The sequence below is a fragment of the Chryseobacterium sp. FG46 genome, from assembly GCF_057809135.1.
The window spans coordinates 1-26,033 of record NZ_JBMDJJ010000041.1 but is presented as its reverse complement, the minus strand read 5'-3'; the positions used below and the strand labels follow the sequence as shown (position 1 = coordinate 26,033).

The window sequence follows — 26,033 nt, the reverse complement described above, 5'->3', positions numbered from 1 at the left end:
CTGCAAAGATACAAACTCTTTTTAAACTGGCAACTTTTTTTACAAAAAGTTTTGAGGTTTTTTTTCGCTTGTCTCTTCTTGGAAGTAATATCGTTTCTGCCCATCTAAAGGCTCTTCTGCGCTACTGATATACTCTCGTTTTCAGTGGGGCAAAGATAATAACTTCTTACAACGCAAAACAACTTTATTTAACATAAAAACATACAATGTGGAAAAAAATATTCATATTATATTATTATACAATCATTTACATACAAATATAACTTATCCACAATTAGTGTGTATAAACTTAAATAGTTTGTATAAAATGTAAAAACTAAATTTTCTACACCAACCCTTAGTAATAATAAGTTCTGATATATTTAAAAATTGACCAACAAAATTTAAAACAATACAAAAGCAAAGACTAATGGCTAAAAAATAATATAATAATCCTTCTAACCATTTAGGAAAATAGATCGGCGGAAAAGACAAATAATGGATCAATCTCAAAAGTTGGGGGGAATGTTTAGTCATTGTATCTTTGTATTATGCTAAGCGATCACGACCTTCTTAAATTATTACTTCCAGAATTTTTAATTGAACACTTTGATATCCTCAAAGCAGAACCCCATGATGCTGAACTTCATATTTATTTTGAAGAAAAAAACAGCATTCCCCATGAATTCAAAGAAAGGCATCTGGAATCGAAGGGTTTTTTACCTGAAATTATTGTAGACGATTATCCATTACGGGGTAAAATCGTAAAACTTCATGTGAAAAGAAGAAGATGGACTGATAAATCCTCCGGTGAGATCCTTCAAAGAGACTGGCAGCTTGTAGCGAAAGGAAGACGCATGACAAAGGATCTGGCAGACTTCTTAAAAAAAATTAGCCGACACTAAAGCTCTCCTTCTGAAAGTTATAGCAGAATTTTTCAGTATCAAAGGCAAGACCTTCCAGAGACAATACAAGAATAAGCTCAGTGAATATCATAGCTGGAAACAAAAACCTCGTGGATAATTTATCCTGAAAATTTATCAGAATCCTTATCCCTGGACGAAGTGGCTTTATCTGACAGAGAACTTTATACTGTTCTTACCTCCAAAAAAGCAAAGGGAAGAAAAGGAAGTATTGTTGCAGTTATAAAAGAAACTCAGAGTGATTTTGTCATGGTACATCTTTTAAAAATCAGCAGGAAACTTCGCATGATGGTAAAAGAGATCACCTTGGATATGGCAGGTTCCATGAAGCGTATTGCCAAAAGATGCTTTCCTGGTGCCTCCCTGGTGATCGACCGCTTTCATGTTCAAAAACTGGCTATAGAAGCACTTCAGGAAATCAGAATCAAACATCGTTGGGAAGCTATTGAAATGGAAAATTCTTTTGATGAGCAATACTCAGATATGGAAGTTTTTGAAAACGGAGATTCCCGCAAACAGCTTTTGGCAAGAAGCAGGTATTTGCTTTATAAGAGCCGGGAAAAATGGACCCTGTCCCAGAGACAAAGAGCTTCCATCCTTTTTACTGAATATCCTGACCTTGAAAAAGCGTATCAGCTCACTGATGACCTAAGAAAGATCTATAATCAGCACCTTACAAAATCTGTGGCGATGACCAAACTGGCCCATTGGTTCAAAAATGTTGAAGATGCAAATTTTACCTCTTTTTCCACCTTAAGAAAGACTATAATAAATCATTATAGGGATATTCTGAATTATTTTGATCAAAGAAGCACCAATGCTGCTGCTGAATCTTTCAATGCGAAAATTAAAAACTTCAGAATGCAGCTCAGAGAAGTAAAAGACAAAACTTTCTTTCTCTTCAGATTATCCAAACTTTTTGCTTAGTCCCCAACTTTTGCGCTTGATCCCCAAAAAGTGTTATTTCAATATGACTTTATTGTTTTTGGACATAAAAAAAGCACATTTTCTTTTTGAAAGTGTGCTAATCTAGGGTGAATGATGGGTCTCGAACCCACGACCTTCGGAACCACAATCCGACGCTCTAACCAACTGAGCTACAATCACCGTTTTCTGAGTGCAAATATAGAACAATTTCCTCAACTACCAAACAATTCCATCAAAATTTTTCAAAGAAATTAATTTTTCAGATGTAAAGCCCTCAGCATAAGCAACTCCCGATAAACGCCCTAAATCCTGCGCCCGGTAAGTTAAGCTTTCATAAAAATCTTTTGTGGTAATTGGAGTCTCAGGTTCTTTAGAAGCCGGGTCATAAAACTGAGTTTTGTACGCCATACAGGCTTCAAGTTTTTTAGGGAGGTGTTCTGAAATATCAATTACAAATTCCGGTTTGATATCTTTCCACTGAATATAGTGAAAAATATGCTTCGGTCTCCACACTTCCTGATTCTCTCCATCCAATACAGTTTCAATTTTTCTCAGTCCGGACAAAAAACACGCATCCGACACTAATTTCGCTCCTTTTGCATGATCTGGATGCCTATCATCAATTGCATTGGCTAAGACGATTTCCGGCCTGTATTTGCGAATCATTTTTACGATCCTCATTTGATATTCTTCAGAATTCACCAAAAAGCCATCTTTCATTCCAAGATTCTCTCTCGCAGAAAGCCCCAGGATTTTGGCAGCTTCTGCAGCTTCTGCTTTTCTGGTTTCATCTGTACCTCTTGTTCCGAGTTCACCTCTTGTAAGATCCACAACTACAATTTTTTTTCCTTCAGAGACCATTTTAGCAATAGTTCCGCCACATCCAAGTTCTACATCGTCAGGATGTGCACCAAAAGCAAGTATATCAGTTTTCATAAATTCAAAGATAGGATTTAAAATAAAAACTTCCCAAGCATAAGGAATGGGAAGTTTTAATATCTATAATTTAAAATTTAAATTACTTGTTGATCTCAGCATTTAATTTTACAGCATCCTGATAGGTAGGATCTAACTGTAATGACTTCGCTACATAATCTTTTGCTTTGGCAACATCAGAATCTTTACTCATGTATGCAACTGCAAAGTAAGCGTAAGCAAGAGTCTGCTTGTTAGCTTCCTGATCAGCTGGTTTTACTGTGCTGATGAACTTCTCATAAGCTAATTTTGCTGCTTCATTGTTTCCTGCCTGCTGGTAAGAATACCCCTGGCTGTAATATGCCGGTGCCCAATCTGGAAGAAGTGCAGACATTTTTTGCCATGTAAGGATAGCTCCATTCCAGTTTTTAACATCCTGGTAAGCTGTAGCTAGCTTAAATAATGAATCAGAATCCTGGTTATTAGCAGCAACTTTCTGTTTTAATGCCTCAATGGTAGGGTTAGTAGGTCCTTTGTCAACTTCTGACTGAGATACACCACCACCTCCAGCGATGTTAGCCAATTCAAGATCCCACTTCATTGTTTCATCTTTTGCAGCTTTTGCAATGCCCACTTTTTGCTGAGCTTCAGCCATTAAAGCAGATTTTTTAGCAGCATCTTTTTCATCTTTTGCTAAACCTGCAGCGATAAGTCCTTGTAAACCCTGGTCAGCAGGCTGTACTCTTGTTTTTTCAACCTGAGAAACGAAAGTATCCATGTTTTGCTTAGCATCTGCATAGTTTTTATCTGCATATGCGTTGTAAGCTCTTAATTTGAACTTGATAGGATCGTCAATTTTATCAAAAATTTTATCTAATACCATTTTAGAATTTGCATAATCTTCATTTGTGAAGTATAGTTTAGCAATTTCCAATTGAGTATATGGATCTTCGTCAGCGTATTTTGTATAATTGATAAGATCTTGTGTAGCTTTTGCATTCTGCTGGTATCTGATGTCATAACCAGCTAAAGCCTTATATGCAGGAGCATAAGTAGCGTCTACACCGATAGCTTTATCAATGTTTTGCTTAGCTTGCTGCCATTGTTGTGCAGCCATCCATAAAGTTGCCATTCTTGTATAAACGGAAGCTTTATTTTTAGCTACGGGTAATGCTTTATCATAAGCAGACATAGCCTCTCCCGGCATTCTTTTTAATCTGTAAGCATCACCAAGCGTATAATAGTAATGTGCAGGAACACCTTTTTTCTCAGCTTTCTCGATAGCTTTAGTCAAAAACTGAATAGCTAGATCTGGTGAACTGTTTTTCTCGAATAGAGTTAAAGCTTCTGCTGCTCTGAAAAGAACTTCAGCATCTTTTTCTCTTGAATCAGTAACTACTTTCTGAATTTCAGCAACGGCATTTTTATCACCTTTACCTAATTTAACAGCAGCTAAACCGATTTTATTCAGATAGCTTTTACCGTCAGCAGCTAATCCCTTGTTGAAATTCTCCGCTGCCTTAGCGTAATCCGGCTCTCCTTGTCTTAAGAAAGTATTTCCCAAATAGAAGTAGTTTTCAGCTGTAGGCTCTTTAGCGATCATTTCAGTGAAGTTTGTTTTTGCCTGGGCAAATTTATCACTGTCTATACTGTTGATACCATCCTGCAATGTCTGTGCAGAGGCAAAACCGGTAAAAAATACCACGGCTGCTCCAAAAGCAATCTTCTTTACATTCATATTCATTATATCTTTCATTTTATATTTTCTAATAATTGAGTTAAATTCTACACAATTTTCAGACCAAATCAATATTTTAACAGGGACAAATTGTGATTTTAATTTTTTTAACGCATTTGTACCTCTCTTTTATACAGGTTATAAGGCTGCAAACCTTCTTTCTGTACAATCTTTTGGCCTAAATGGGTACATGAAAATCTTATAAATCCATTGGCAATATTGAAATTACCTTCATTAATCAGGAAATAAAGTACTCTTGTAAACGGATATTCCATTGTACGAAGTCCATCAAAATCTGCGCTATATGATTTTCCTTTCTCTATGACAGGAAGAACTTTCACCATCTCTCTGAGTTTTTCTGAAGTTTTATCATAAGGACGGCTGAAGGTATTCAATCCGATAACACCTATTTTATCAGGATATTTCCCCAATTCCTCTATAATCTTCTGATTTCCCGGTATAATGGAAAATTTCAGGTCTTTTGGCTGCTTTTTTAATTTTTCAGCAACAAAGTTCAGATTACTGGAGTTGGTTCCGTCAAAAATAAATTCTTTTTTATCAGACATCAGACCGCTGTTGATTTCTTCCATTGAAATACTCTCTTTTGGAGAATCTTTAGGCACAACAAAAACAACTGCATCAGCAGCAAATTTGGCAGGAAGAAACTTTAAATCTGTTCTTTCCTCGTATGTTTTTATTTCTTCAGTACTGAGATTTCTTGACATTACCACCACTTTAGCACTTCCTTTCAAAAGATCAAGAAGTCCTAAATCTTCTTTCTTCGTTTCTACTTTGATGTGTGTCTCAGGATAGTTGATCATATAGCCTTCGGCTAATGCTTCTGTAACGCTTTGAAAAGATTCGTCAGTAAAAATTGTAAGATCACCTTTGTGATAGGAAGGAGTATTTTTTTCCTTTTTACAGCTTGCAAGCATCATGCTCAAAACAAACATGAGTACAAGCCTGAAACTATTCTTCATTTCTCGATTTTTTAATTCTTGAGATCGCCCTGTAAATTCTAAAAATACCATAAATAATCAGCACCACTCCCAATGCATAAGCAACAGCAGGCTCTAAAATAGTAAAGAAGAATTTGTAGACAATCACTACAATTCCTAAAACGATATAAAACAATCCCGTAACCAGGGATAACCAATTGAACATCATGTAACAAAAATACCAAAAAAAATAAAAAGAGAAGCATATGCTTCTCTTTTTATTTATATTTTGAATAAATAAGTCTTATTCAAAGTTCATAGTAAATGGTACGCTATAGTAAGATCTAACGCTCTCCCCGTTTCTCTTCGCAGGAGTCCATTTTTTAAGTTTCTTAACTACACGCATTGCTTCACTGTTGAAGTCGCCATTTGGAGATTTCTCTTCAATAGTAACATTCGAAACAGTTCCGTCTTTTTCTACAACGAACTTAAGCTTCGCTTTAAGTGTTCCTTCACCTCCTTCCATCAAAGATGTATCGAAGTTGTCTCCCAAGAACTTTCTTAATGCTCCCATACCTCCAGGATATTCTGCAGACTGGTCAACATCTTTATAGATCTCGTTAGGGTTGTTTGCTTTCACTTCTACTGTACTAGCTTTAGTACCTGTAGATGGTGGTGGCGGTGGTGGTGTATAAGCTGGAGCTTTTACCCCCTCCTGATTCTGTAAACCAGTTGTAGTTTCCAACTGCTTAGAAATCGGTGGTGGTGGAGTTTCAATTTTCGGAGCTTTTACAGGCTCAGGAACTACGTTCTGAATTACCTCAATTTTCTCTTCCTCTTTTGGAGGAGGAGGTGGTGGTGGTTCTTCTTCTTTAGGCTGCTCGATAATCGGTTCTTCCTCGATAATATCTACTAGATCTGCCTTAACTTCTTGCTTAGGCGGAGCTGTAAGATTTTTAATCGTAAGATAGATGAACGGAGACAAAGCTGCCAAAAGGAATAATGCTGTTCCGATAATAAAAGACTTGGTTAAAAGTCTCGGATACTGATGTCTAAGATCATAGGCACCATATTCCTTGTTTCTATTTTCAAATACGATTTCGTCTAAAGTAAGATTCTGACCGTATACATTTTCATCTGCCATAGATTAGATATAACAATTTTATGGTTAAATTACTTTGTAGCAGCAGCCGGTGCAGCAGCACCTCCTACTTTTTTCTCATAAACAGCTTTTTCCCAAGGTTTGATATCAGTAACACCGTACTGCTCGCTTTTGGTAATGGCCATTTCATCAAGAATATCAACAAAGTTCTTATATACAGCATCGTCAGTTGGCTTAATGATCACGGTAAATTTCGTTTGATCTGCAGCTCTAGATTTTGCCTGCTGAATTACTTTTCTAATTCCCTCTCTATCAAGAGTAGTTTCCATAAGAGTCTGGTCATTCAAGGATGTAGCATCCTGCTGGTGCCAGAAAACTCTATTATTTTTTCCTAATAAGATAGAAATTGAGTTAGAAAGTTTAATTTCTGTTGGAGGTGGTTTTTGTTTTTCATCTTTCGGTTTAGCCGGAAGACCCAAATCCATAACGTTCGGTTTACTGAACGTAGTTGTGAACATAAAGAAGGTAATCAATAGAAAACCCAAGTCCACCATCGGAGTCATATCGACTCTGGTACTTTGCTTCTTGGAACGGACTTTGCCGCCCTTGCCGCCTTTCTCTTGTACTTGTACTTCTGCCATTTCTATCGATATTATTCGTTAGGTTTACCTTCTTGTGATGTAATCAACCAAAATTTAAGAAAATCAATATCTCTTAAACCCTCAAATAGGCTTTTAACTTTCGGATATTCAGTTGTAACGTCACCTTTAATAGCTAACTTGTAGTCAGGGTTAACGCTCAAACTTTCTTTTACCCAATCAATTAATTGCTTATTTGTACTGTCCATAGGAATACCTGTAGGACTCTTATAATTTTTCTGCTCATCTGCAGGCATGTCCAAGTACCCTTTAAGTTGGTTCATTGGAACTCCAATTGCCTGAATTTTCTGGAAAGCTGCTTTTTGGTTATTGTCAAAAGTAATACCATACTTTTGTCCCATTTTATCCAAAAGAGCAAGTCTTTCTGATGCATTTTCTACTGGCTGGAAATAGAATTTTCCGTCCGGAGTAGCGTTGATAGTCATTAAACTAGCATCAGGAAGCAATTTTTCCGAAATTGAAGATGGCGGTTTGATCTGCTCCACGTCAGGTTTTTTAAACTGAGTGGTCAAGATAAAGAACGTAAGGAGTAGGAACGCAACGTCACACATTGCAGTCATGTCCGTAATTACTCCATGTCTTTTTGGTTTGACTCTCGCCATTATTATAAAATATTTTTAATTAAACTTCTTTTAATTGCTAATGCAAATATCTTGCTAATTCTTAGTTGAATTCAGCGAAAGACTGTTGGATACTCATAGAGATCTCGTCGATCTTATAAGTTAATCCGTCAATTTTAGATGTAAAGAAGTTATAAAGGATAATAGCGATTGCTGAAGTACCAATACCCAAAGCTGTGTTGATCAAGGCTTCAGAGATACCTGTAGATAGAGCGGCAGCATCCGGAGTACCACCTCCTGAACCTAATGCGAAGAACGCCTTGATCATCCCGATTACCGTTCCAAGTAGTGCTACTAATGTTGCAACAGTACCTAAAGTAGAAAGGATCATCATGTTTTTCTCAAGCATTGGCATTTCAAGAGTAGTAGCTTCTTCGATAGCTTTGTTAAGCGCTACCATTTTCTGCTCCTTATTTAATGTAGTATCGTGAGAAAGTGCTTTGTAAGTAGTAAGACCTTCTTTTACTACGTTACCAACAGAACCTTGCTGTCTGTCACACTCTTCGATAGCTTCGTCAATTTTGTTTTGGTTTAGTAAGCTTCTTACCTGTACAACGAAGTTGTCTAAGTTTCCTTTTCCAGCAGCTTTACCAAGAACGAAATATCTTTCAAAAGAGAAAACGATTACAGTAATCATGAAAGTAATCAAGATTGGTACAATAACCCCTCCTTTGTAGATAATACCTAAAAACGATTCTGGGTGAATGTCTTTTCCTTCAACACTTGAAAAAGCTACAGAACCACTTCCTAGTTTATCTGCATCTTTAAAGTTTCCTGGGCTACCAAGAACAAATAAATAAATACATACTCCTATAGCAAATAGAATAGGAATAATAACAGCTGGATTTAAACCTCCTGCCTTTCTAGCAACTACTTGCTCATCATTTTTTGAAACATTCATTTCCATATTTAACTAAATTATATTGTTTTAAAATTTTACAGGGTGTAAATTAAAGGCAAAATTAATTAAAATGCAAGAGTCTTAATTAAACATTTTGCTTTTTTTTGATAAAGAAATTTTAATACGATTTCGAAATAATAATTATTTTAAATTATTTTATTTATTTTTTCAAAATTTAACATTTGAATTAAAAAATCAAAAAAATAAGACACCCATTTTTTTTAATTTCCCAATGTTAATTTTTTTTTAAATTACGATATTCACAATACGGTGAGGGACTACAATGATTTTTTTAGGGGTTTTACCTTCCAAAATCTGTTGCATTTTCTCGTTCGAAATCACCAAATCTTCCACTTCCTTGGCAGATAATTGAGCTGAAAGTGAAATTTTGAACTTCATTTTACCATTTACACTTACCGGATACTCAATTTCGTCTTCAACCAGATAATCTTCATTTAATACCGGGAATTTTTCAAATTCTATCGATGTACCGTGTCCTAATAAACTCCATAGTTCTTCACAGATGTGAGGAGCATACGGAGAAATGATAACGGCCAGTGGCTCTAAAATATTGCGCTTGTTGCATTTTATTTTCTGAAGCTCATTCACAGCAATCATAAAGGATGATACTGAAGTATTGAAAGAGAAGTTTTCAATATCATATACTACCTTCTTTATTAAGGTATGTAAAACTTTGTATTCTGCTTTTGTAGGTTCTTCGTCTGAAATTTCAAATATGTCTCCGTTAAAATACAGGTTCCAGAATTTTTTAAGGAAACCATATACTCCGCTTAGCCCTTGGGTATTCCAAGGCTTGGATTGTTCCAATGGTCCTAAGAACATTTCATATAATCTTAATCCGTCTGCTCCATACTCTTCACAGATATCATCAGGATTTACTACATTGTATTTTGACTTGGACATTTTTTCTACTTCACGGTCTGTGATGTATTTTCCGTCTTCCAGAATAAATTCTGCATCTGCATAATCCGGTCTCCATGTTTTGAAGGCTTCAGTATCCAATTCGTCAGAAGTTCCTTTTAACAAGGATACATCTACGTGAATCTGCTGAGTCTGGTAATCTTTAGCTAAATTTTTAGATACATACTGATTCGTTCCGTCAATTCTGTATACAAATGCACTCATCCCTAAGATCATCCCTTGGTTGATCAATTTCTGGAATGGTTCATCATGGCTGATATATTCTCTGTCTTTTAAGAACATGTTCCAGAAACGGGAATACAATAAGTGACCGGTTGCATGTTCGCTTCCTCCTATATATAGGTCTACCTGTCCCCAATAATCTGCTAATTCTTTTTTAACAAAAGTTTCTTCATCGTTAGGATCCATATATCTAAGGAAATACCATGAGCTTCCTGCCCAACCTGGCATTGTAGATAATTCTAACGGGAAAATAGTTTTGTCATCAATAAGATCTGTAGCTACTACCTTCTGGTTAGCTTCATCCCATGCAAATTCTTTTGCATTTCCCAGTGGCGGATCTCCGTCTTCTGTAGGTAAATATTTTTCAACTTCAGGAAGTTCCAACGGTAAAGCAGAAGCAGGCAATGTATAAGGCATTCCATCCTTATAATATATAGGAACGGGTTCTCCCCAATAACGCTGTCTTGAGAAAATAGCATCACGCTGTCTGTAGTTGGTAGTTCCATGACCGATACCTTTCGCTTCGATCTCTGAAATTATTTTTGCTTTCGCTTCATTATAATGTAATCCGTTTAGGAAATCTGAGTTGACACAAACGGAATCTTTAGAATCAAAAGATTTTTCCTGAACGTCTTCTTCCGTTTCTACCACTTTCTTGATTTCAAGATTAAATTTCTTAGCAAATCTATGATCACGCTCATCGTGTGCCGGAACTGCCATTACAGCTCCTGTTCCATATCCCATCAACACATAGTCTGAAATATAGACAGGCATTTTTTCATTGCTGAACGGGTTAATTGCATAACTTCCGGTGAAAGCTCCGCTCACGTTTTTCACGTCAGACATTCTGTCTCTCTCCGTCTTTTTGGAAGTTTCTTCAATATAAGTATCTACTTCTACCTTTTGAGCGTCTGTAGTAATGGTTTCCACTAAAGGATTTTCCGGAGCCAATACCATAAAGGTTGCTCCAAAGATGGTGTCGGGTCTTGTGGTAAATACCTCAACGATTTCATCATGCCCTTCTACCTTGAAACGAACCTGCGCTCCCTGAGATTTCCCGATCCAGTATTCCTGGGAATCTTTCAGCGGCTGCGGCCAGTCTAATGTATTCAATCCTTGTAATAATCTTTCAGAGTACGCAGAAATTCTCATACTCCACTGCATCATTTTCTTCTGGAATACCGGGAATCCTCCTCTTTCAGATTTTCCATCCTTCACCTCATCATTCGCCAATACCGTTCCTAATGCAGGGCACCAGTTTACTGTCGTTTCTGCTCTGTAAGCAAGACGATAGTTTAAAAGGATATCTTCTTTATCAATTTCGGAAGCGCTCTTCCATTCTTCTGCTGTGAAATTTAATTCCTCGTTCTGATTGGCATTTAAACCTTCTGTTCCTTTTTCTTCAAAATGCTGAACCAAAGAATCAATAGATTCTGCTTTATCCGTATTTTTATTATACCAGGAATGATACAGCTGGATAAAAATCCATTGTGTCCATTTATAATAAGAAGCGTCTGAAGTTCTTACTTCTCTGCTCCAGTCGAATGAGAACCCGATTTTTTTCAGCTGCTCTTCATATCTGTTGATATTCTGCTCTGTAGTAATAGCAGGATGCTGCCCTGTCTGAATAGCATATTGCTCAGCAGGAAGTCCGAAACTGTCATATCCTACCGGGTGGAGTACATTAAACCCCTGGTGTCTTTTGTATCTCGCATAAATATCCGATGCAATATATCCCAGCGGGTGACCTACGTGAAGTCCTGCTCCTGATGGGTACGGGAACATATCGAGTACATAAAACTTAGGTTTGTCTGTGTTATTAGAGGTTTTATAGGTTTGATTTTCCTCCCAGTATTTCTGCCACTTTTTTTCTATCTGCTGATGATCGTAAAACACTTTATATATATGTTATATGTTAGACTGAATTATTTTTCTTTTTTACAAGATTCACAAAATTAATGATTTTAAAGTAAATAGAAATGAATTTATGATGAATTACAAATTCTATCCTCCACAAAAAAATCCCATCCGGAGATGAGATCTTTTTTATATCCTGAAGTATATACTATTATTGAGTAACTCTTTTGAAGGTATATGTTCTTGTCTGGAATATCTTAGGATCCTGAGTCTCCTCTCTTACAGCAAGATTGAGCGTTGTAGCATCCAAAGTAATAACCTTTGCATTTTGCGGTTCTACTATTCCCTGGATTTTCAGCTGAACGTCTTTCCCTTCCTTATTATAAGTATAATTGAATTTGATATCTGAAAGAATAGCACACTGACCAGGTGTAGCAGTATCTCCCCAGTTCGTCTTTCCTCCTTTGGAGTCAACGCTGAACCACCATCTTGTCTGTTTCTGACAATCTGTATAAGTAATCGTGTTAGAAACCGGGTCTTCACCAACTTCTACAGTGGTAACTACTTCTTTTAACGGTTGCCATGTCCCAACAAGAGGAGCTTCCAGAACAGTATCATTGTCACTACTACAGCCTGTAGCTGCAGCAAACAAAGATAAACCTGCAAATAGTAATGCTAATTTCTTCATAGATCAATTTTTTCAAGCGCTAAAATTATAATTTTTTTGATTTATATTACTATTTTTTATGAAAAATTATTTCATCTCCTTATATTTATATATATTTAAAAATGCGAAGACCTCATTTTCCCTTTATTTAACAAATAATGAATACATGAGCATCATTCATTCTATTAAAAAAGTTATTTTTGCAGGAAACAAAATACAAATGCAGGATATAACGAAAAACAATTTTGACTTTATACGTGTTCTCCTCGCCTTTATTGTCTTTCTTGGACATCTTGGTACCCTCAGCGCCTCTCCTGAGCTCAAAATTTTTGAGTACAGTCCTATAGAAATTGCCGTTTTCGGGTTCTTTGCTGTGAGCGGATTTCTGATTGCAAGGAGCTATGAAAGGTCTTCAAGCCTGAAAAGTTATTTAAAAAAGAGAATCAAAAGAATTGTTCCCGCTTACTTATTGGTTATTTTTTTATGTGCAATTTTATTAAGCCTGGTAAGTACGTATTCTTTCACCGAATATTTCAGCAATACACAGGTTTACAAATACCTTTTCTGGAATTCATTATTTTTAAATTTTAAAGCGCCCTGGCTTCCGGGAGTTTTTGGAAATCAGGCAGTGAATGGTGCCTTATGGACACTGAAAATAGAAATGTGCTACTATTTCTCTGTTCCTTTGTTGTTTCTGCTTTTCGGAAAGAATAATAAATACAGAAATGCTAGTTTGGTTATTTTATATTTTTTATCACTTATTTATCTCAACTATTTTGAATCTTTAAATAAGATTTCACTTGCCAAACAGCTTCCCGGAACATTATCCTATTTTATCCCCGGAATGCTGATCTACTTTAATTTTGATAAATTCATCCAACATAAAAATATCATTTTTATCATTGCTCTCACCACGGTGTGGATTGATTTATATTTACCTATCCAGCTTTTTTCCCCAATGATGATTGGTGTTATCGTAATGTATATTGCCTATTCATTTAAATTCTTAAATAATTTCGGAAAATATGGTGATTTCACATACGGAATTTATATTTTTCACTTTCCTATCATCAGAACTTTCCAGACTTTAGGATTATTCGAAGATTACAATCCTTTTGTAATGGCTTTGGTATGCATGTTGGTGGTAGTTGCTGTAGGTGTAAGCTCCTGGCATCTTTATGAAAAAAGATTTTTATAATTTTGCAGTATAAAAAACATAAATGAAAAATCTTGTCTCTATTATTACTCCTTGCTACAATTCAGCGGAATTTATCGAGGAAACCATACAGTCTGTTCTTAGCCAAACCTATGAAAACTGGGAATGGCTGATCACAGATGATCTTTCCCAAGATAATACTGTTGAGATCATCAGAAAATATAATGATCCCAGAATAAAACTATTGGTACTGGAGAAAAACGGAGGTGCAGGAAATGCAAGAAACAAAAGTCTGGAAAGAGCACAGGGAAGATATATTGCTTTTCTGGATTCTGATGATTATTGGTATCCTGAGTATCTGGAAACGATGACGGATTATATGCAGGAGCATAAAGCAGAACTTGTTTATTGTAATTATTCAAGATGCAATGAACAGCTTGAGCCTATTCTGAAAGATTTTCTGGCGGAAAAGACAGTTACGTTTTCCAATCTGCTGAAAACATGCCGTCTTGCACCGGTTTCTACGATGTATGATACTAAGAGAGCCGGGAAATTTATGTTCCCTGTAAAAAGTAAGCGTGAAGACCATGTGATGTGGCTGAATCTTTTAAAAGTAATACCGGAAGGGATTCCTGTAAAAAAGACAATGGCCAAATACAGAATGCGTGAAAACAGTGTTTCCAGAAATAAGAAAAATATCATCAAAGATCAGTATCTTGTCTATAAAGACTTCATGGGATTCTCAACAGTAAAATCATTGTACTATACCGCTAATTGGGCCATAAACGGATTCCTGAAGTACTCGAAAATTTTTAATTAATGGAATATTCTAAAGAGTTTAAAGCTGCTCTGAGTGCTTTTTCCGGAGCAGAGAAGGATAAGCTTATTTTCAGACTTCTGAGAAAGGATAAATTATTGTCCAAAAAGCTCTACTTTGAACTGATAGACCCCGAAACTACCGATGATAAAAGAAATGCCATGGAAGAACATGTAAAAGAACAGGTTCTTCTGGCTTCAAAATATGTGGGAAATGCCCAATATTTTCTGTCTGCTGTCCGAAAAATAAGTGCTGAAATCACAGAACACACAAAAGTTACCACCGATAAATTCGGAGAGGTTTCTCTGAATCTTTTTCTCGTTAACAAGGTATTGGAAAACAACAGTGACCTCAGCAGACAAAGGTTTGACAATGTCTACAAACTTTACATTTACATTATCAATAAAATATTTAAATCATTAACCCTTGTTAAAAAGCTGGATGAAGATTACTGGATAGAAATTGATGAATATCTTCGTGATACTCTGGATAAAATTTTAGAAAATCATTATCTCCAAAAGCTCTGTATCAATAATGGTCTTGACTTCAACTGGTTTGAATGCGACAGAATTCCTGATAACATTGATCAGATCATGAAAGACATTAAAAGCCAGGGATTCTTAAGATAGAATTTTCTGAAGAATCATTCTGGTAGAGTCTGGTTTTTCATCTACAAATTTCCCGGCATTTTCAGACATTGCAATCAGCTCTTCCTTGTTATCGTCATTGGCGAGAAATAACACAAATTCTGAGGCTGCATACTCATCAGAGAAAGATTTTCCACCATTAGCAGAGATCAGGTCGTCAGCTTCCGGATTCTTTTTATAATGATTCCCAAAAATTACCGGAACACCAAAAGCAGCAGCTTCCAGAATATTGTGAAGTCCGGCTTCATGAAATCCTCCTCCCACAACAGCTACATCTGCATAAGAATATAGCTTCGATAATAAACCAATACTGTCTATGATCAGAATATGAGTATTGAAAGCTGATATGTGAGTATTTTGTATTTCGCTGTACAGTAAAGCATCCGGGAATATATTTTTCAGATGCTCTACTCTTTTCAGATCATGAGGTGCTATAATGAGTTTTACTGTATTATTTTTACGGGAAACCACTTCTGCTATTTTCTCTTCCGCCTGCCACGAACTTCCGAAAACAACAGCTTTATTCCCTCCGATAAATTCTGTAATATAATCTACATGATTATTTCTTTTGCGGAGCTGTTTTACCCTGTCAAATCTTGTATCTCCTGTTACGGAAGACTTCGTTAATCCAACACTTTTCGCCAAAGCCAATGAAAACTGAGTCTGGTGGAAAAACCAATCTACATTTTTCTGAAGCTGCTTTACAAACCATTTTCCGTAGGAAGTAAAGAAAGACTGTCTTTCGTAAAACAATGCTGAGATCACATAGACTTTTGTCCCTTTATTCTTTAATTCTGCAAAAAGATTGTACCAATAATCATATTTAACCGTAAAAAATAGTTCAGCATTAAACTGATCTGTAAATTCTTTTACAGTCTTTTTATTGTCGAAAGGCAAATAACAGATAACATCAGCAATGTGTTTCTTCTTAACAACATTTTCATATCCTGACGGGGAAAAGAAGGTTACCAAGATTTTGTGCTGAGGGAAATTTTCTTTAAGCCTCTCTAATACAGGTAATCCCTGCTCATATTCACCCAGACTTGCCGCATGCATCCAGATGACTTTATCCGTTTTTGAAAATACAGATTTCACTTTATCCAAAGACTGCTTTCTTCCTTCAACGCCTTTTTTAGTTTTACCATTAACCAACGCGAAAACCTTCATTCCAAGGGTAAAGAGACTGATCAATATATTGTATAAAAAAGCCATTTTACTTATTCTTTAATTTCAATTCTGTCATGATCTGTACAAGGGTTAGATATGACTAAAAATTCGATTTCTTCAGTCGATTCATTGGAGATAAAATGCTTCGATCCCGGCTCAACAGATATAGATTCTCCCTGGCCAACCAGAAATTTTTCTCCACAAATATACAATACCGCTTCTCCTTTCAGAATGTAAAAAAACTGTTCTGCCACTTTATGATAATGAAGTTTCTCTGAAGTTCCCGCGGGCATTTTCTCCTGCTTTATGGATAAGTCTTGTGTGTTTTTAAGAATCCAGCTGTCACATTGGTTTCCCCACGTATAATGTTCTGAATTATTTTTAGAATGTATCATTTAAATAGATGAGCGATAAAGAGTAATGCAGGAGTAAATAAAATAACTGATAAAAATAGGGTTGCCAATGAAATTCTGGGTTTGGCTTTATCATCAACCGCATATCTGAACATATAGTCCTGAAGATTCAGAAAAACCACTGCCAGCACAACAAAAAGAATTCTCAGTCCGATTTTCATAATTAAAAACTGAGTATTCATGTTTTGATCTGTAATTTCTACAGGAAAATTTGTGTCTTCGGGATGTCTTGTTCCATAAGTGAATACAACATACAATCCCAGAGCAATTACAGGGATCAGAAAGGTATATATTTTCCCACCAAATCCATCAGCTTTTCCTTCCATATCAAAATGGACGGGAATTCTCTCTGGCAAAGTGTTATAGTTCTTCAGAGTAAATACCCATAAGAAAGCGACCCATCCAAAATTTAAAATATCAAAAATTATAAAAAGAATATTTTCCATTCCAGATGAGATTGAATGATGATTAAATTACACTTTTCAACACTCTCAATTTGTGAGTATGCTTATTCATCTCTTTATTGAAAATCCCCGTAGAATCCAGCGTGTCTATTCTCACTTTTCCTGAAGCATGGATGATCTTTTGATTCTCCAGCATAATTCCTACATGGATAATTTTTCCTTCTGCATTTTCAAAGAATGCAAGATCTCCAGGCTGTGTTTCTTCTACGAAAGTAAGCGGTTCTCCTACCTCAGCCTGCTGTGATGCATCTCTGGGTATTTTTATGTTGTGAATTTTATAAACCAATTGGGTAAATCCGGAGCAGTCTACTGCAAAAAAGCTTTTCCCTCCCCACAAATAAGGTACGTTCAGGAACTCTTTTGCTGTCAATGCAATACTTTCACGCACATCATGACTTCTCCTTGAAGCGACTACCGGGAATTCCACTTCGGAACCCATAGAAAGCAGAGTTTTACCATCGTTCATGAGTACAGAAGAAAAATCTTCGGTTACGACAGTCACTTTTCTTTTGGCCAGCTCTTCGTCTGTCACAGGTTTCAGCTGCTTGGTATCCATCCATCCTTCATAGCCATCATAATGCATTTTTATTTTGGTCCAGTTTTTATTCACTTCCAAAATATCTGCACTTTCTCCAAACAATATTTCCGTAACAATTTCAGCTCTGTCAGAATTTTCTGCACGAACCGGCGCTACTGTAACAATACAAACTCCTTTATTCATTAATTTTCAATTTAAAGATTGAATAATTTAAAGATTACAATACAATGTGTACCTCTTTAAATGTTTAATCCTTGAATATTTTAGTTACTTTCTGCGAAGAAAGTTGACTCCATCACGCAAAGGTAAAATAAGATTTTCAAAATCTTCGTCTTTTGCTGCCAAATCATTTAATTCCTGGATAGACTGAGTAGATTTCAGCTTTGGATTTTCTTCCAGCACTTTTCCATACCACAATACATTATCAAATAAAATTACTGTTCCTGATTTTGTATGAGGTTTAATCAATCTGAAATATTCGGCATAATTTTCCTTATCGGCATCTACAAAAATCAGATCAAAAAACTCATCTGTTTCTTTTAAATATTCCTTGGCATCCTGAAGTTTAAAATCGATCTGGCCGGCATATTCGCTGGATTCAAAATATTTTTTAGGAAGATAAGCAAGATCCTCATTCACATCCAATGTGGTAATTTTTCCATCTTTTGCCAATCCTGATGCAAGACATAAAGTAGCATATCCGGTAAATGTTCCTATTTCGAGAATATTTTTCGGCTGCAGCATCTGGGAAATAATTGTCAGCAGTCTTCCCTGCTGATATCCGGAAATCATATGGGGCTGTGTGGTTTTCTGATAAGTCTCTCTTCTCAGCTTTTTCAGAATTTCGGATTCCGAAGAAGCGTGCGCCTCCAAATATCTGTCCATTTCAGGATTCTTTTCTTCAAAAAAACTCATACCATTTTAATTTAAACAAATTTAAGGATTTTAAAGCTACTTTTTCAATTCAGGAAGAAGATACAAAAAAAGAGAGAAATGAATCCCTCTTACATGCATCTATCGTCACTTTAAAAAGTTATTATAAGGCTACACAATATTGTCCTCTTGAAGCACAAACCCATCCCGGGCAGCAGTCAGTGGTTCTTTGACAGATTATCTGAGGATTGCAGTCCAGGGCAGCAGCACCTTGTACATTTTTCATGGCTTCTCTTGAAATCTTTTTTAAATTTTTCATAATGATTTTAGTTTAGTATTAATTTCCTACTCTTTAGATTTTCGGATACCTCTTTTATTATTTCCTAATACAGAGATTTAAATATACATATTCTTTTACTAATCAACCCATTATACATTAATAAATTATTTATAAAATGTATTAAAAATTCCATATCAGTGAAAATCCCATATAAAATACCGTGAAAACACGGATGTTATTTTTGTTGTATTAGTTATAAGTTTGCAATAAGAATAAGGGGTAAAAACACTAAGAGAAAACAAGATGATTGCAGGAGAGACACAAACTAACCATGAGAATCACCAAAAAGTTGTACTGAAAAGTAGAACTGATTCTTCTGCAGCAAAAAGTAAGACAGAAATATCCACTTCATTTTTGCAACGAATTATTTCGCTCCTGAAAAAGGAAGAATTAATTTGATTAAGAATAGATCCCGGCCACCTTCGGGATTTATTTTTGTTTTAAACTGTGGAATTTTATTTCCATCATCCCAACATCTATTCAACAGAACTTACTAAGTTCATTCTACAAGTCTTTTATCAGAACTCATCTTTATAAGCCTGTAAAACCGGCTTCAAATATTCATGAACAGCTAGTACTCTTCAGAAATTCTGATTAATATTCTTTCCTGAAAAGTCAAAACCCTCATAAAAAACAGGAAAAACACCTGTATTTAACTGCCTGTATGCCTCTACCTTTGAGATAAGTTTTCCAACCATGAAACATTCAAAACAAGGAGGAACCCGAAAATCCTAAAAAGAGTAGGGATATTTTAAAAACAGCAGCATGAAAACAAAGACTTTATTATTAATTGGAGCAATAGTGGGACTTGTTATGATATTTTCCCAGCTAAAACCTCAGGAAATGTCTTTTTATAAAGAAAAGGGCAATTACATTGTAGACAACAATTACCTCCTTAAAGAGGTCAAAAAAATTTCGGATGAAGACATGAAAAATTTATTAAGCCTTCAGAAAATTCATCAGAACAGTTTGGGCACCAATTTCATTGTATACAAAATCAACAGGCAGTATATAATCCGTGGATGTTTAATGAAAGCTAATATCGACTGGAAAAAATATGGTGATCTGAGAGCAAAAGTAGAGGGCATCCTGAAAAAATATGGTGCTAAAGAGCTTGGAACAGATTATTATGCGATTCAAAATAACCAGGTTGCAACCAATGCAGCTTTACTAAGCCAGAAAGATATCGCCTCTTTAAGCAGATTAACGATTAAAGGTGCAGAAGAATATACCATATGCCCGCCCACGATGGGAAGAAAGAATCTTACCAATGTGATTATAAAATCCTACAAAGTTAATACAGCTATTGATCCCAGAATCAATGTAAAACTGAATAATGTATTGGTGAATTACAAATAACCTCAAAGGCTGTTTTTAGTCTTAAGACAGCCTTTTTAAATTTTCATGCCATGAAAAGAAAGCTACAGTTATCCGGAATTTTCATTATTCTTCTAATAGTCTTCACTATTGGTCTGAAAGGAACATTTGATGGCTACTACGGTTTCTACTATGAAAATAAAAAGTATGACAAACCTTTGGCTTATGCGATGTCAGAAAATATTGCCCAGTTAAAGCCTGTCAATATATTTACATCATATACAGGTTTTGATACAGGATATGGCTTCTATGCCCCCAATGTTGCCAGTGATTTTGTCATGAGTTTTGAATTACAAGACAAGAATGGAAAAATTCTGGAACAAAAGACACTTCCATATTTTAAAAACAAGGAAAGCAGAGTAAGATTTACTACTGTCTTCAATATGTTTCTAGATAAAATTTCCAGTAAAAATATATACGACAAAAAATATTATCAGTATCTGGATATTATTATCAGACAGATTGCTGAACATGTGATGAAAGAGAATTCAAAAGCAGTCAGCGTTACCACAAAACTTTATCTGTATGACTACCCTTCTATTATTGATTTCAAAAAGGGAAAAACAAATGAAAATTTAATTCTTATTGACGAATTTAAACATTAAAGTGATGAAAAACCTGAATGCATTCTATACCTCTATTGAAAATTTCTTTTTCAAACAGGATAACCAGACAGAATTCCTGGGTTTCTTCCGTGTTGCTATAGGAACTGTTATTCTATTACAGTTTATGGCAGTGATGCCGGATTTTGATCAGTTATTTTCAAGCAGCAGTATTATTCCACAGGATATTATGGGTGTTTTCACTCCCGACTGGATGATTACTTTCTCAAAAATTGTAAGTTTCTTACAAAACTGCGGAATTGAAGAAAGTACAACGATTCTGATGACCAAAATCTCATTTATCACATTGTGTACTTTTATTATTACAGGATTTTATTCCAGAATTGCTGCCGTCCTTTTACTTATCCTGCAGATTGCATTGCTTAAGGGAAGTTCTTTCTTTGCCTATGGCGCAGACTTTTTTACGAGTATGTCTTTATTCTATCTGATTCTTTTTCCTGCTGATCAGCATTTTTCACTGAGAAATTTTATTTTCCGCAGAAAGCCTGTCGATAACAATTTCACTCCGGTCAAAAGATTATTTCAGATTCATATTTCTACTGCTTATTTCTTTTCAGGACTTGACAAAGCTTTAGGTTTCAACTGGTGGAACGGCGAATCTATCTGGAAAGCTATCCATCTGCCCTACTCCAACAGAGATCTGAATATTGATTTCAGCTGGTTGGCAGAACATTCTTATATTTTAAGTTTTATCGGATGGAGTACGATTATTATCGAGATGTGCTACCCTATTTTTATCTGGTACAAACCGACACAGAAAACATGGCTTTACCTAACGGTTTCCATGCACATAGGAATTGCACTCGTTCTCAATCTATATTACTTCTCAGCAATTATGATTATCTGGAATATCACGAATTTTTACTTTGAACAAACCGCTAAGAAAACGGTTTCTTCCACAAAGAAAACAATATCGGCGCAATATCTTCCCAAACAAATTAATTCATAAAAAAATCCCGAATTGCTTCGGGATTTTTGATGATATAGGGTTTAATCATTATTTCTTAGGAGCGATATCCATCAGTTTCATAAACTCATCAAGTTTAGGCATGATGATGATTTCTGTTCTTCTGTTTTCTGATCTTCCTGAAACGCTCATGTTTGTCGCTTTAGGGTTGTATTCAGAACGTCCTCCAGCTGTAATTCTTGCCGGATCTACTCCAAACTGAGTCTGAAGAACTTTAGCTACAGAAGTACCTCTTAATGCAGAAAGATCCCAGTTGTCTCTTGGAAGATTTGGAGAGTTCAAAGGAGCATTATCGGTGTTACCTTCAATTAATACTGAATATTTATCGTAATCGTTGATTACTTTCGCTACTTTACCTAACACTTCCTGAGCTGCAGGTAAAATGTTGTAATCTCCTGTTTTGTATAACATTTTATCTGAAAGAGAGATCATTACCACTCCTTTCAATACTTTTACCTGTACATCTTCATCTGATACATTATCCAATGATCTCTTCAGTTTATTAGACAATGCAAGGTTCAAACTGTCATTTTTAGCATTACTGGAGATCAATTGCTTGATATAAGAATTGGAAGCATTGATTTCCCCTACCAGTTTATCAATGTTTGCAGAACTTTTTCCAGTATTGGACAGACATGCATCAAGTGATGATTTCAAAGCATCATGCTGACTTTTCAATAAGTTGTTTTCCCCTGTCAATGCAGAGTTCTGAGATTTCAAATCCTGAATTTCTCTTTGTCTTTCTCCGATATTTTCAATACACTGCTTATAGTTTGTACTCAAAGCATCATACTGCTTTTTGCTGACACAAGATGTCATCCCCAGCGCCATTGCAGAAACTGCTAAAATTTTTAAAATCTTCATAAATAATCATTTTTAGACTACTCAAAGTTAGGAAAATTCAATTGAATTATATCGGTTATCTTTGCATAAAAGAAATTCTCAACATCTATGTTGAATAAATTAACCTTTACCAATCAATTAAAAAATCTCGTTCACGAGCCGGGAAATCACACCTATCTTTTAGCAGTAAGCGGAGGAGCAGATTCTATGGTTCTGGCCTCTTTATTCAGGGATTTAGCGCTTGAAAATCAAGATCCATTGTTTCAGTTTCAGGTTGCTCATATCAATTATAAACTTCGGGGAAATGATTCGGATCTGGATCAGAAAACAGTGCAGGATTTTTGTGAGAAAAATCATATAAAATTTCATCTGTATGAAGTTTCGGAAAAAGATCAGAAGCCTGACAATTCAATCCAGCTTTGGGCAAGAGAACTTCGGTATAACTTTTTCAAAGAAATTCAGGAAAAAGAAAATCTGGAATTTCTCGTTACCGCCCATCACCTGAATGATCAGCTGGAAACTTTCATCATCAATTTATCCAAAGCTTCGGGAATCAATGGATTGAGCGGAATTCCAGCAAATGATAATAACATCCTTCGTCCCCTTTTACATGTTTCAAAAAAAGAAATTTATCAGTTTGCTGAGCAGAATACTATTGAATTCCGGGAAGACCTTTCCAATAAGAAGAATGATTATCTGAGGAATAAGATCAGGAATGAGATTGTTCCGATGCTGATGGAAACCAACGATCATTTTCTGGAAAACTTCAGAAAGAGTTCTTTATATCTGAATCAAACCAAAGAATTTGTACAACAACAGATCCAGGAAATAGAAAATCGTCTGACGGTATTTAACCAAAACTATAAAATCTTATCAAAGGAAAAGCTGGATAGTGAAAGTGATTTTGTAAAATTTGAAATTTTAAAGAAATACGGATTCAATCAGGAAGAAGAAATTCCGAAAATTTTTAAAGCCGAAAATAACAGTTCTTTTTTTTCAAAGGAATATCAGTTGATTGTTAACCGGGATGAACTCATCTTTATTGATAAAAGTGGAAAAAAGGCAACTCCTGAAGAAATAGTACTGATTGAACACTTTGATTTTTCCGAAAACCAGATGACCCTCGATCTCGTAGATGATATTGAAAACATTTTCGGAATCAATAAAGAATTTGAATGGGATTTCGATGCCGAAAAGCTTCAGTTCCCTCTTCTTTTGAGAAAACAACAGGATGGAGATGAATTTTATCCAACAGCGTTTTCAGGGAAAAAGAAAGTTTCTAAATTTTTCAGGGACGAAAAATTATCTGCTTTGATTAAGGAGAAGACCTGGTTACTCTGTGATTCAGGAAACCATATTTTGGGAATCATCCCTCTCAGACAGGATCGCAGATATCAGGCAGACAGAACTACTCAAAAAAAGATAACGGTAAAGTGGACAGAAAAACAACTAATTCGTTAGCTGTTGATGATTTTAAGAAAGACAGCAATATAGCTTTTGGAATTTTATACCAACAGTATTTTGGTTATACTCAAAAATTCATTCTCAGAAATAAAGGCAATCTGCAAGATGCAGAAGATATTTTCCAGGATGCACTGCTCATTCTGTATGAAAAGCTGAATGCTGACAAGTTTAAAGTTCAAACCTGTCTTGGAAATTATATTATCGGAATTGTTAAAAATATGTGGCTAAAAAAATTAAGAAACAGAAATTTTTATGTAGAGTCTCCCGAAATCTATTTCATGGAACATCAGCAGGAAATAAGTGCTGCCATTGAAAATGAAAGATATTACTGGGAAAAGCTGGCTGGTTATATCAAATCAATCTCTTCACATTGTCAGAATCTGATTCATGACATTTTTATTGAAAATAAAAGTATAAAGGAAATCCAGAACAAATATCAGTATTCAAGCAGGCATAATGCCCAGAATCAAAAATACAAATGTGTAGAGCAGATCAAAAAGATTAAAAACAAAAGCATTTTTTCTACCTGACAATCAAATCATTAAAAAAATAATTTAATAAACGGGTGATTTTTCCATAAATCAGGGAACCTAATAAGAAAAGAAATATATGTTCAAAAAAATCATTTTGAGTTTTCTTATAGCAATAGGAATTTCATTAAATGCACAAAGCACAGGTATCAATTTTCAAAAAATTGATTTGGAGGCTGCGAAGAAAATTGCAGCAAAAGAGAATAAGCTGATCTTTATTGATCTGTACACCACCTGGTGTGGTCCCTGCAAGCTTATGGCAAAAAATACCTTCACAGATGCCAGAATTGGAGAAATGTTCAATAAAAATTTTGTAAATCTTGCCATAGACGCAGAAAAAGAGGGCCTGAGCCTGGCCAAAGAATTTAAAGTGGTCAACTATCCTTCTTTTCTATTCCTGGATCCGAAAGGAAAGCTGGTTCAATACGATTTCGGATATTATAATGCTGAACAATTTTTAGGTGTTGGAGCAGCTGTTATTGGAAAAAAAATGCCTCAACCCGGAAAAACTTCAGATCAGGTAAAAGGAAAAATGATAGGTGATAAAATTGATAATTTCAATGCGAAAGATCATTTAGGAAATACATTTTCTTCCTCAAAGGAAAACAAAAAGCTGGTGATCGTTTTTATCCGTGGGCAGTGGTGTCCTTATTGTAACAAATACATTGAAACATTACAAAATCTGACGCCAGAGCTGAAGTCGAAAAATGCAAGACTGGTTATTATTTCTCCTGAAAAACCGGAATTTATAGAAAAGACGATCAGCAAAACAAAGACAGATTATACCGTTTTATATGACGAAGGTTATAAAATAGCGGAAGCATTTGATGTTCTTTATACTCCTGACAGTGAAACTCTTAATTTTTACAACTCAAAATTAAAGGAGGATTTTGCTGACAGCAGATCAGATCATTCAGGACGACTTCCTGTTTCGGCAACCTTTATCCTTAATGAGAATAGAGAGATTACATGGAGGCATTTTGATCCCGACTATAAAAAAAGAGCATCTGTAGAAAATATTGTAAAAAACCTGAATTGATTTTCACAGAAAGTTTTTGTCCTGGCAAAAGATTCCAATCCTAATACCAAGCTGGCAGAATTGAAAAAATCAATAATTATTTTGAATGCAAAATAAGCAACACTTCTATTGCGATTACAACACAAGACAAAATATTTTACGCATCAGGCTTAAAAAAAGAAAGTTTCTAAATTTTTTAGGGACGAAAAATTATCTATTTTAGCGAGGCAAAAAATCTGTACACAGACTCATTAGGAAAAATACTGTATCTGACAGTTGTCCTTATGAGAAAACAGAAGATATGCAAAGAATGAGAAAACGAAATGGAGTCTCAAAACTTTAATGAAATGAACAATGAAATTTAGAAACTGGTTTTTATTAATTCTACTATTTTTAGCGACAGGAA

At 35.3% G+C, this 26,033-nt stretch carries 28 protein-coding genes and 1 tRNA gene; 11 read left to right on the top strand and 18 right to left on the bottom strand.

Annotated features, from left to right (window positions below):
• Positions 1 to 530: 530 nt before the first annotated feature.
• Positions 531 to 884 carry an ISAon1 family transposase N-terminal region protein gene (locus tag ACODR7_RS20080; RefSeq protein ID WP_488841872.1) on the top strand — a complete coding sequence of 118 codons (354 nt, stop codon included), beginning with the start codon at positions 531 to 533 and terminating at the stop codon, positions 882 to 884.
• Positions 885 to 1,043: 159 nt separating this feature from the next.
• Entirely contained in the window at positions 1,044 to 1,829 is a 786-nt protein-coding gene (locus ACODR7_RS20075) for an ISAon1 family transposase (RefSeq protein ID WP_488841870.1), read from the top strand.
• Positions 1,830 to 1,934: 105 nt separating this feature from the next.
• On the opposite strand, the gene ACODR7_RS20070 is transcribed toward ACODR7_RS20075, so the two are convergent.
• The 11 genes from ACODR7_RS20070 to ACODR7_RS20020 form a co-directional block, all read right to left on the bottom strand.
• Positions 1,935 to 2,010 (bottom strand) — tRNA-His (locus tag ACODR7_RS20070).
• 35 nt (positions 2,011 to 2,045) lie between these two features.
• The gene (bshB1, locus tag ACODR7_RS20065) at positions 2,046 to 2,765 is read right to left on the bottom strand and encodes a bacillithiol biosynthesis deacetylase BshB1 (protein ID WP_076594935.1); all 720 of its coding nucleotides are present in this window, start codon (positions 2,763 to 2,765) and stop codon (positions 2,046 to 2,048) included.
• A gap of 82 nt (positions 2,766 to 2,847) precedes the next feature.
• The gene (locus ACODR7_RS20060) at positions 2,848 to 4,500 is read right to left on the bottom strand and encodes a tetratricopeptide repeat protein (protein WP_488841868.1); all 1,653 of its coding nucleotides are present in this window, start codon (positions 4,498 to 4,500) and stop codon (positions 2,848 to 2,850) included.
• An 89-nt stretch (positions 4,501 to 4,589) separates the two neighbouring features.
• Complete coding sequence (locus ACODR7_RS20055; protein ID WP_488841866.1) at positions 4,590 to 5,462, bottom strand: PstS family phosphate ABC transporter substrate-binding protein; 873 nt, start codon at positions 5,460 to 5,462, stop codon at positions 4,590 to 4,592.
• Complete coding sequence (locus tag ACODR7_RS20050) at positions 5,452 to 5,649, bottom strand: DUF308 domain-containing protein (protein WP_171006307.1); 198 nt, start codon at positions 5,647 to 5,649, stop codon at positions 5,452 to 5,454. Before ACODR7_RS20050 ends, ACODR7_RS20055 begins: the two co-directional genes overlap by 11 nt.
• 75 nt (positions 5,650 to 5,724) lie before the next feature.
• Positions 5,725 to 6,564, bottom strand: a complete 840-nt coding sequence (locus ACODR7_RS20045) for an energy transducer TonB (protein WP_047435559.1) — start codon at positions 6,562 to 6,564, stop codon at positions 5,725 to 5,727.
• Positions 6,565 to 6,593: 29 nt separating this feature from the next.
• Complete coding sequence (locus ACODR7_RS20040) at positions 6,594 to 7,163, bottom strand: ExbD/TolR family protein (RefSeq protein WP_076594931.1); 570 nt, start codon at positions 7,161 to 7,163, stop codon at positions 6,594 to 6,596.
• Positions 7,164 to 7,174: 11 nt separating this feature from the next.
• The gene (locus tag ACODR7_RS20035) at positions 7,175 to 7,783 is read right to left on the bottom strand and encodes an ExbD/TolR family protein (protein ID WP_076594930.1); all 609 of its coding nucleotides are present in this window, start codon (positions 7,781 to 7,783) and stop codon (positions 7,175 to 7,177) included.
• Between the two features lie 61 nt (positions 7,784 to 7,844).
• Complete coding sequence (locus ACODR7_RS20030; protein WP_076594929.1) at positions 7,845 to 8,708, bottom strand: MotA/TolQ/ExbB proton channel family protein; 864 nt, start codon at positions 8,706 to 8,708, stop codon at positions 7,845 to 7,847.
• A 240-nt stretch (positions 8,709 to 8,948) separates the two neighbouring features.
• On the bottom strand, positions 8,949 to 11,762 hold the full coding sequence (gene leuS / locus ACODR7_RS20025; protein WP_488841862.1) for a leucine--tRNA ligase: 2,814 nt from the start codon (positions 11,760 to 11,762) through the stop codon (positions 8,949 to 8,951).
• Between the two features lie 172 nt (positions 11,763 to 11,934).
• Positions 11,935 to 12,411, bottom strand: a complete 477-nt coding sequence (locus ACODR7_RS20020; protein ID WP_488841860.1) for a lipocalin-like domain-containing protein — start codon at positions 12,409 to 12,411, stop codon at positions 11,935 to 11,937.
• Between the two features lie 145 nt (positions 12,412 to 12,556).
• Here ACODR7_RS20020 and ACODR7_RS20015 point away from each other — a divergent pair, with 145 nt between their 5' ends.
• The 3 genes from ACODR7_RS20015 to ACODR7_RS20005 are packed head-to-tail and all read left to right on the top strand — an operon-like array spanning position 12,557 to position 14,992.
• Positions 12,557 to 13,588 (top strand): acyltransferase family protein, encoded by a 1,032-nt coding sequence (locus ACODR7_RS20015; protein WP_488841858.1) that lies wholly within the window; start codon positions 12,557 to 12,559, stop codon positions 13,586 to 13,588.
• A gap of 22 nt (positions 13,589 to 13,610) precedes the next feature.
• Positions 13,611 to 14,366, top strand: a complete 756-nt coding sequence (locus ACODR7_RS20010; RefSeq protein ID WP_488841856.1) for a glycosyltransferase family 2 protein — start codon at positions 13,611 to 13,613, stop codon at positions 14,364 to 14,366.
• Positions 14,366 to 14,992, top strand: a complete 627-nt coding sequence (locus tag ACODR7_RS20005) for a deoxyuridine 5'-triphosphate nucleotidohydrolase (protein ID WP_488841855.1) — start codon at positions 14,366 to 14,368, stop codon at positions 14,990 to 14,992. The genes ACODR7_RS20010 and ACODR7_RS20005 overlap by 1 nt, the downstream gene beginning before the upstream one ends.
• Here the strand turns inward: ACODR7_RS20005 and ACODR7_RS20000 are convergent.
• The 6 genes from ACODR7_RS20000 to ACODR7_RS19975 all read right to left on the bottom strand — a co-directional run bounded on the left by ACODR7_RS20000 (position 14,984) and on the right by ACODR7_RS19975 (position 18,784).
• On the bottom strand, positions 14,984 to 16,222 hold the full coding sequence (locus ACODR7_RS20000; RefSeq protein ID WP_488841853.1) for a 3-deoxy-D-manno-octulosonic acid transferase: 1,239 nt from the start codon (positions 16,220 to 16,222) through the stop codon (positions 14,984 to 14,986). The two genes, ACODR7_RS20005 and ACODR7_RS20000, sit on opposite strands and share 9 nt — an antisense overlap.
• 5 nt (positions 16,223 to 16,227) lie before the next feature.
• Positions 16,228 to 16,572, bottom strand: a complete 345-nt coding sequence (locus tag ACODR7_RS19995) for a cupin domain-containing protein (protein ID WP_488841851.1) — start codon at positions 16,570 to 16,572, stop codon at positions 16,228 to 16,230.
• Positions 16,569 to 17,036 carry a DUF1648 domain-containing protein gene (locus ACODR7_RS19990; RefSeq protein WP_488841849.1) on the bottom strand — a complete coding sequence of 156 codons (468 nt, stop codon included), beginning with the start codon at positions 17,034 to 17,036 and terminating at the stop codon, positions 16,569 to 16,571. The genes ACODR7_RS19995 and ACODR7_RS19990 overlap by 4 nt, the downstream gene beginning before the upstream one ends.
• 22 nt (positions 17,037 to 17,058) lie before the next feature.
• Positions 17,059 to 17,775 (bottom strand): C40 family peptidase, encoded by a 717-nt coding sequence (locus ACODR7_RS19985; RefSeq protein WP_076594922.1) that lies wholly within the window; start codon positions 17,773 to 17,775, stop codon positions 17,059 to 17,061.
• A gap of 84 nt (positions 17,776 to 17,859) precedes the next feature.
• Entirely contained in the window at positions 17,860 to 18,507 is a 648-nt protein-coding gene (locus ACODR7_RS19980) for an O-methyltransferase (RefSeq protein ID WP_488841848.1), read from the bottom strand.
• A gap of 121 nt (positions 18,508 to 18,628) precedes the next feature.
• Positions 18,629 to 18,784 carry a CCPGW family putative bacteriocin gene (locus ACODR7_RS19975; RefSeq protein WP_488841846.1) on the bottom strand — a complete coding sequence of 52 codons (156 nt, stop codon included), beginning with the start codon at positions 18,782 to 18,784 and terminating at the stop codon, positions 18,629 to 18,631.
• A gap of 786 nt (positions 18,785 to 19,570) precedes the next feature.
• Between ACODR7_RS19975 and ACODR7_RS19970 the strand changes: the two genes are divergently transcribed.
• The 3 genes from ACODR7_RS19970 to ACODR7_RS19960 are packed head-to-tail and all read left to right on the top strand — an operon-like array spanning position 19,571 to position 21,754.
• Positions 19,571 to 20,164 carry a hypothetical protein gene (locus ACODR7_RS19970; protein WP_136521396.1) on the top strand — a complete coding sequence of 198 codons (594 nt, stop codon included), beginning with the start codon at positions 19,571 to 19,573 and terminating at the stop codon, positions 20,162 to 20,164.
• 50 nt (positions 20,165 to 20,214) lie between these two features.
• Positions 20,215 to 20,787 (top strand): hypothetical protein, encoded by a 573-nt coding sequence (locus ACODR7_RS19965; protein WP_488841844.1) that lies wholly within the window; start codon positions 20,215 to 20,217, stop codon positions 20,785 to 20,787.
• A gap of 4 nt (positions 20,788 to 20,791) precedes the next feature.
• Complete coding sequence (locus ACODR7_RS19960; protein ID WP_488841842.1) at positions 20,792 to 21,754, top strand: HTTM domain-containing protein; 963 nt, start codon at positions 20,792 to 20,794, stop codon at positions 21,752 to 21,754.
• 48 nt (positions 21,755 to 21,802) lie between these two features.
• On the opposite strand, the gene ACODR7_RS19955 is transcribed toward ACODR7_RS19960, so the two are convergent.
• Positions 21,803 to 22,636 (bottom strand): OmpA family protein, encoded by an 834-nt coding sequence (locus ACODR7_RS19955; protein WP_076594917.1) that lies wholly within the window; start codon positions 22,634 to 22,636, stop codon positions 21,803 to 21,805.
• Positions 22,637 to 22,723: 87 nt separating this feature from the next.
• Here ACODR7_RS19955 and tilS point away from each other — a divergent pair, with 87 nt between their 5' ends.
• From tilS to ACODR7_RS19940, 3 genes are all read left to right on the top strand, one after another.
• Positions 22,724 to 24,076, top strand: a complete 1,353-nt coding sequence (gene tilS / locus ACODR7_RS19950; protein WP_488841840.1) for a tRNA lysidine(34) synthetase TilS — start codon at positions 22,724 to 22,726, stop codon at positions 24,074 to 24,076.
• Positions 24,049 to 24,609 (top strand): RNA polymerase sigma factor, encoded by a 561-nt coding sequence (locus ACODR7_RS19945; RefSeq protein WP_488841839.1) that lies wholly within the window; start codon positions 24,049 to 24,051, stop codon positions 24,607 to 24,609. The genes tilS and ACODR7_RS19945 overlap by 28 nt, the downstream gene beginning before the upstream one ends.
• A 97-nt stretch (positions 24,610 to 24,706) precedes the next feature.
• The gene (locus ACODR7_RS19940) at positions 24,707 to 25,648 is read left to right on the top strand and encodes a redoxin domain-containing protein (RefSeq protein WP_488841838.1); all 942 of its coding nucleotides are present in this window, start codon (positions 24,707 to 24,709) and stop codon (positions 25,646 to 25,648) included.
• Positions 25,649 to 26,033 lie beyond the last annotated feature (385 nt).

What these genes read in the sequence shown, in the direction of transcription:
- ACODR7_RS19975 (WP_488841846.1), bottom strand. Translation starts at nt 18,784, where the DNA reads ATGAAAAATTTAAAAAAGATTTCAAGAGAAGCCATGAAAAATGTACAA.
- ACODR7_RS19960 (WP_488841842.1), top strand. Translation starts at nt 20,792, where the DNA reads ATGAAAAACCTGAATGCATTCTATACCTCTATTGAAAATTTCTTTTTC.
- ACODR7_RS19965 (WP_488841844.1), top strand. Translation starts at nt 20,215, where the DNA reads ATGAAAAGAAAGCTACAGTTATCCGGAATTTTCATTATTCTTCTAATA.
- ACODR7_RS20005 (WP_488841855.1), top strand. Translation starts at nt 14,366, where the DNA reads ATGGAATATTCTAAAGAGTTTAAAGCTGCTCTGAGTGCTTTTTCCGGA.
- ACODR7_RS19995 (WP_488841851.1), bottom strand. Translation starts at nt 16,572, where the DNA reads ATGATACATTCTAAAAATAATTCAGAACATTATACGTGGGGAAACCAA.
- ACODR7_RS20030 (WP_076594929.1), bottom strand. Translation starts at nt 8,708, where the DNA reads ATGGAAATGAATGTTTCAAAAAATGATGAGCAAGTAGTTGCTAGAAAG.
- ACODR7_RS20060 (WP_488841868.1), bottom strand. Translation starts at nt 4,500, where the DNA reads ATGAAAGATATAATGAATATGAATGTAAAGAAGATTGCTTTTGGAGCA.
- ACODR7_RS20020 (WP_488841860.1), bottom strand. Translation starts at nt 12,411, where the DNA reads ATGAAGAAATTAGCATTACTATTTGCAGGTTTATCTTTGTTTGCTGCA.
- ACODR7_RS19985 (WP_076594922.1), bottom strand. Translation starts at nt 17,775, where the DNA reads ATGAATAAAGGAGTTTGTATTGTTACAGTAGCGCCGGTTCGTGCAGAA.
- ACODR7_RS19980 (WP_488841848.1), bottom strand. Translation starts at nt 18,507, where the DNA reads ATGAGTTTTTTTGAAGAAAAGAATCCTGAAATGGACAGATATTTGGAG.
- ACODR7_RS20015 (WP_488841858.1), top strand. Translation starts at nt 12,557, where the DNA reads ATGAGCATCATTCATTCTATTAAAAAAGTTATTTTTGCAGGAAACAAA.
- ACODR7_RS20050 (WP_171006307.1), bottom strand. Translation starts at nt 5,649, where the DNA reads ATGATGTTCAATTGGTTATCCCTGGTTACGGGATTGTTTTATATCGTT.
- ACODR7_RS19990 (WP_488841849.1), bottom strand. Translation starts at nt 17,036, where the DNA reads ATGGAAAATATTCTTTTTATAATTTTTGATATTTTAAATTTTGGATGG.
- ACODR7_RS19955 (WP_076594917.1), bottom strand. Translation starts at nt 22,636, where the DNA reads ATGAAGATTTTAAAAATTTTAGCAGTTTCTGCAATGGCGCTGGGGATG.
- ACODR7_RS20035 (WP_076594930.1), bottom strand. Translation starts at nt 7,783, where the DNA reads ATGGCGAGAGTCAAACCAAAAAGACATGGAGTAATTACGGACATGACT.
- ACODR7_RS20080 (WP_488841872.1), top strand. Translation starts at nt 531, where the DNA reads ATGCTAAGCGATCACGACCTTCTTAAATTATTACTTCCAGAATTTTTA.
- tilS (WP_488841840.1), top strand. Translation starts at nt 22,724, where the DNA reads ATGTTGAATAAATTAACCTTTACCAATCAATTAAAAAATCTCGTTCAC.
- bshB1 (WP_076594935.1), bottom strand. Translation starts at nt 2,765, where the DNA reads ATGAAAACTGATATACTTGCTTTTGGTGCACATCCTGACGATGTAGAA.
- ACODR7_RS19970 (WP_136521396.1), top strand. Translation starts at nt 19,571, where the DNA reads ATGAAAACAAAGACTTTATTATTAATTGGAGCAATAGTGGGACTTGTT.
- ACODR7_RS20000 (WP_488841853.1), bottom strand. Translation starts at nt 16,222, where the DNA reads ATGGCTTTTTTATACAATATATTGATCAGTCTCTTTACCCTTGGAATG.
- ACODR7_RS20045 (WP_047435559.1), bottom strand. Translation starts at nt 6,564, where the DNA reads ATGGCAGATGAAAATGTATACGGTCAGAATCTTACTTTAGACGAAATC.
- ACODR7_RS20010 (WP_488841856.1), top strand. Translation starts at nt 13,611, where the DNA reads ATGAAAAATCTTGTCTCTATTATTACTCCTTGCTACAATTCAGCGGAA.
- ACODR7_RS20040 (WP_076594931.1), bottom strand. Translation starts at nt 7,163, where the DNA reads ATGGCAGAAGTACAAGTACAAGAGAAAGGCGGCAAGGGCGGCAAAGTC.
- ACODR7_RS20055 (WP_488841866.1), bottom strand. Translation starts at nt 5,462, where the DNA reads ATGAAGAATAGTTTCAGGCTTGTACTCATGTTTGTTTTGAGCATGATG.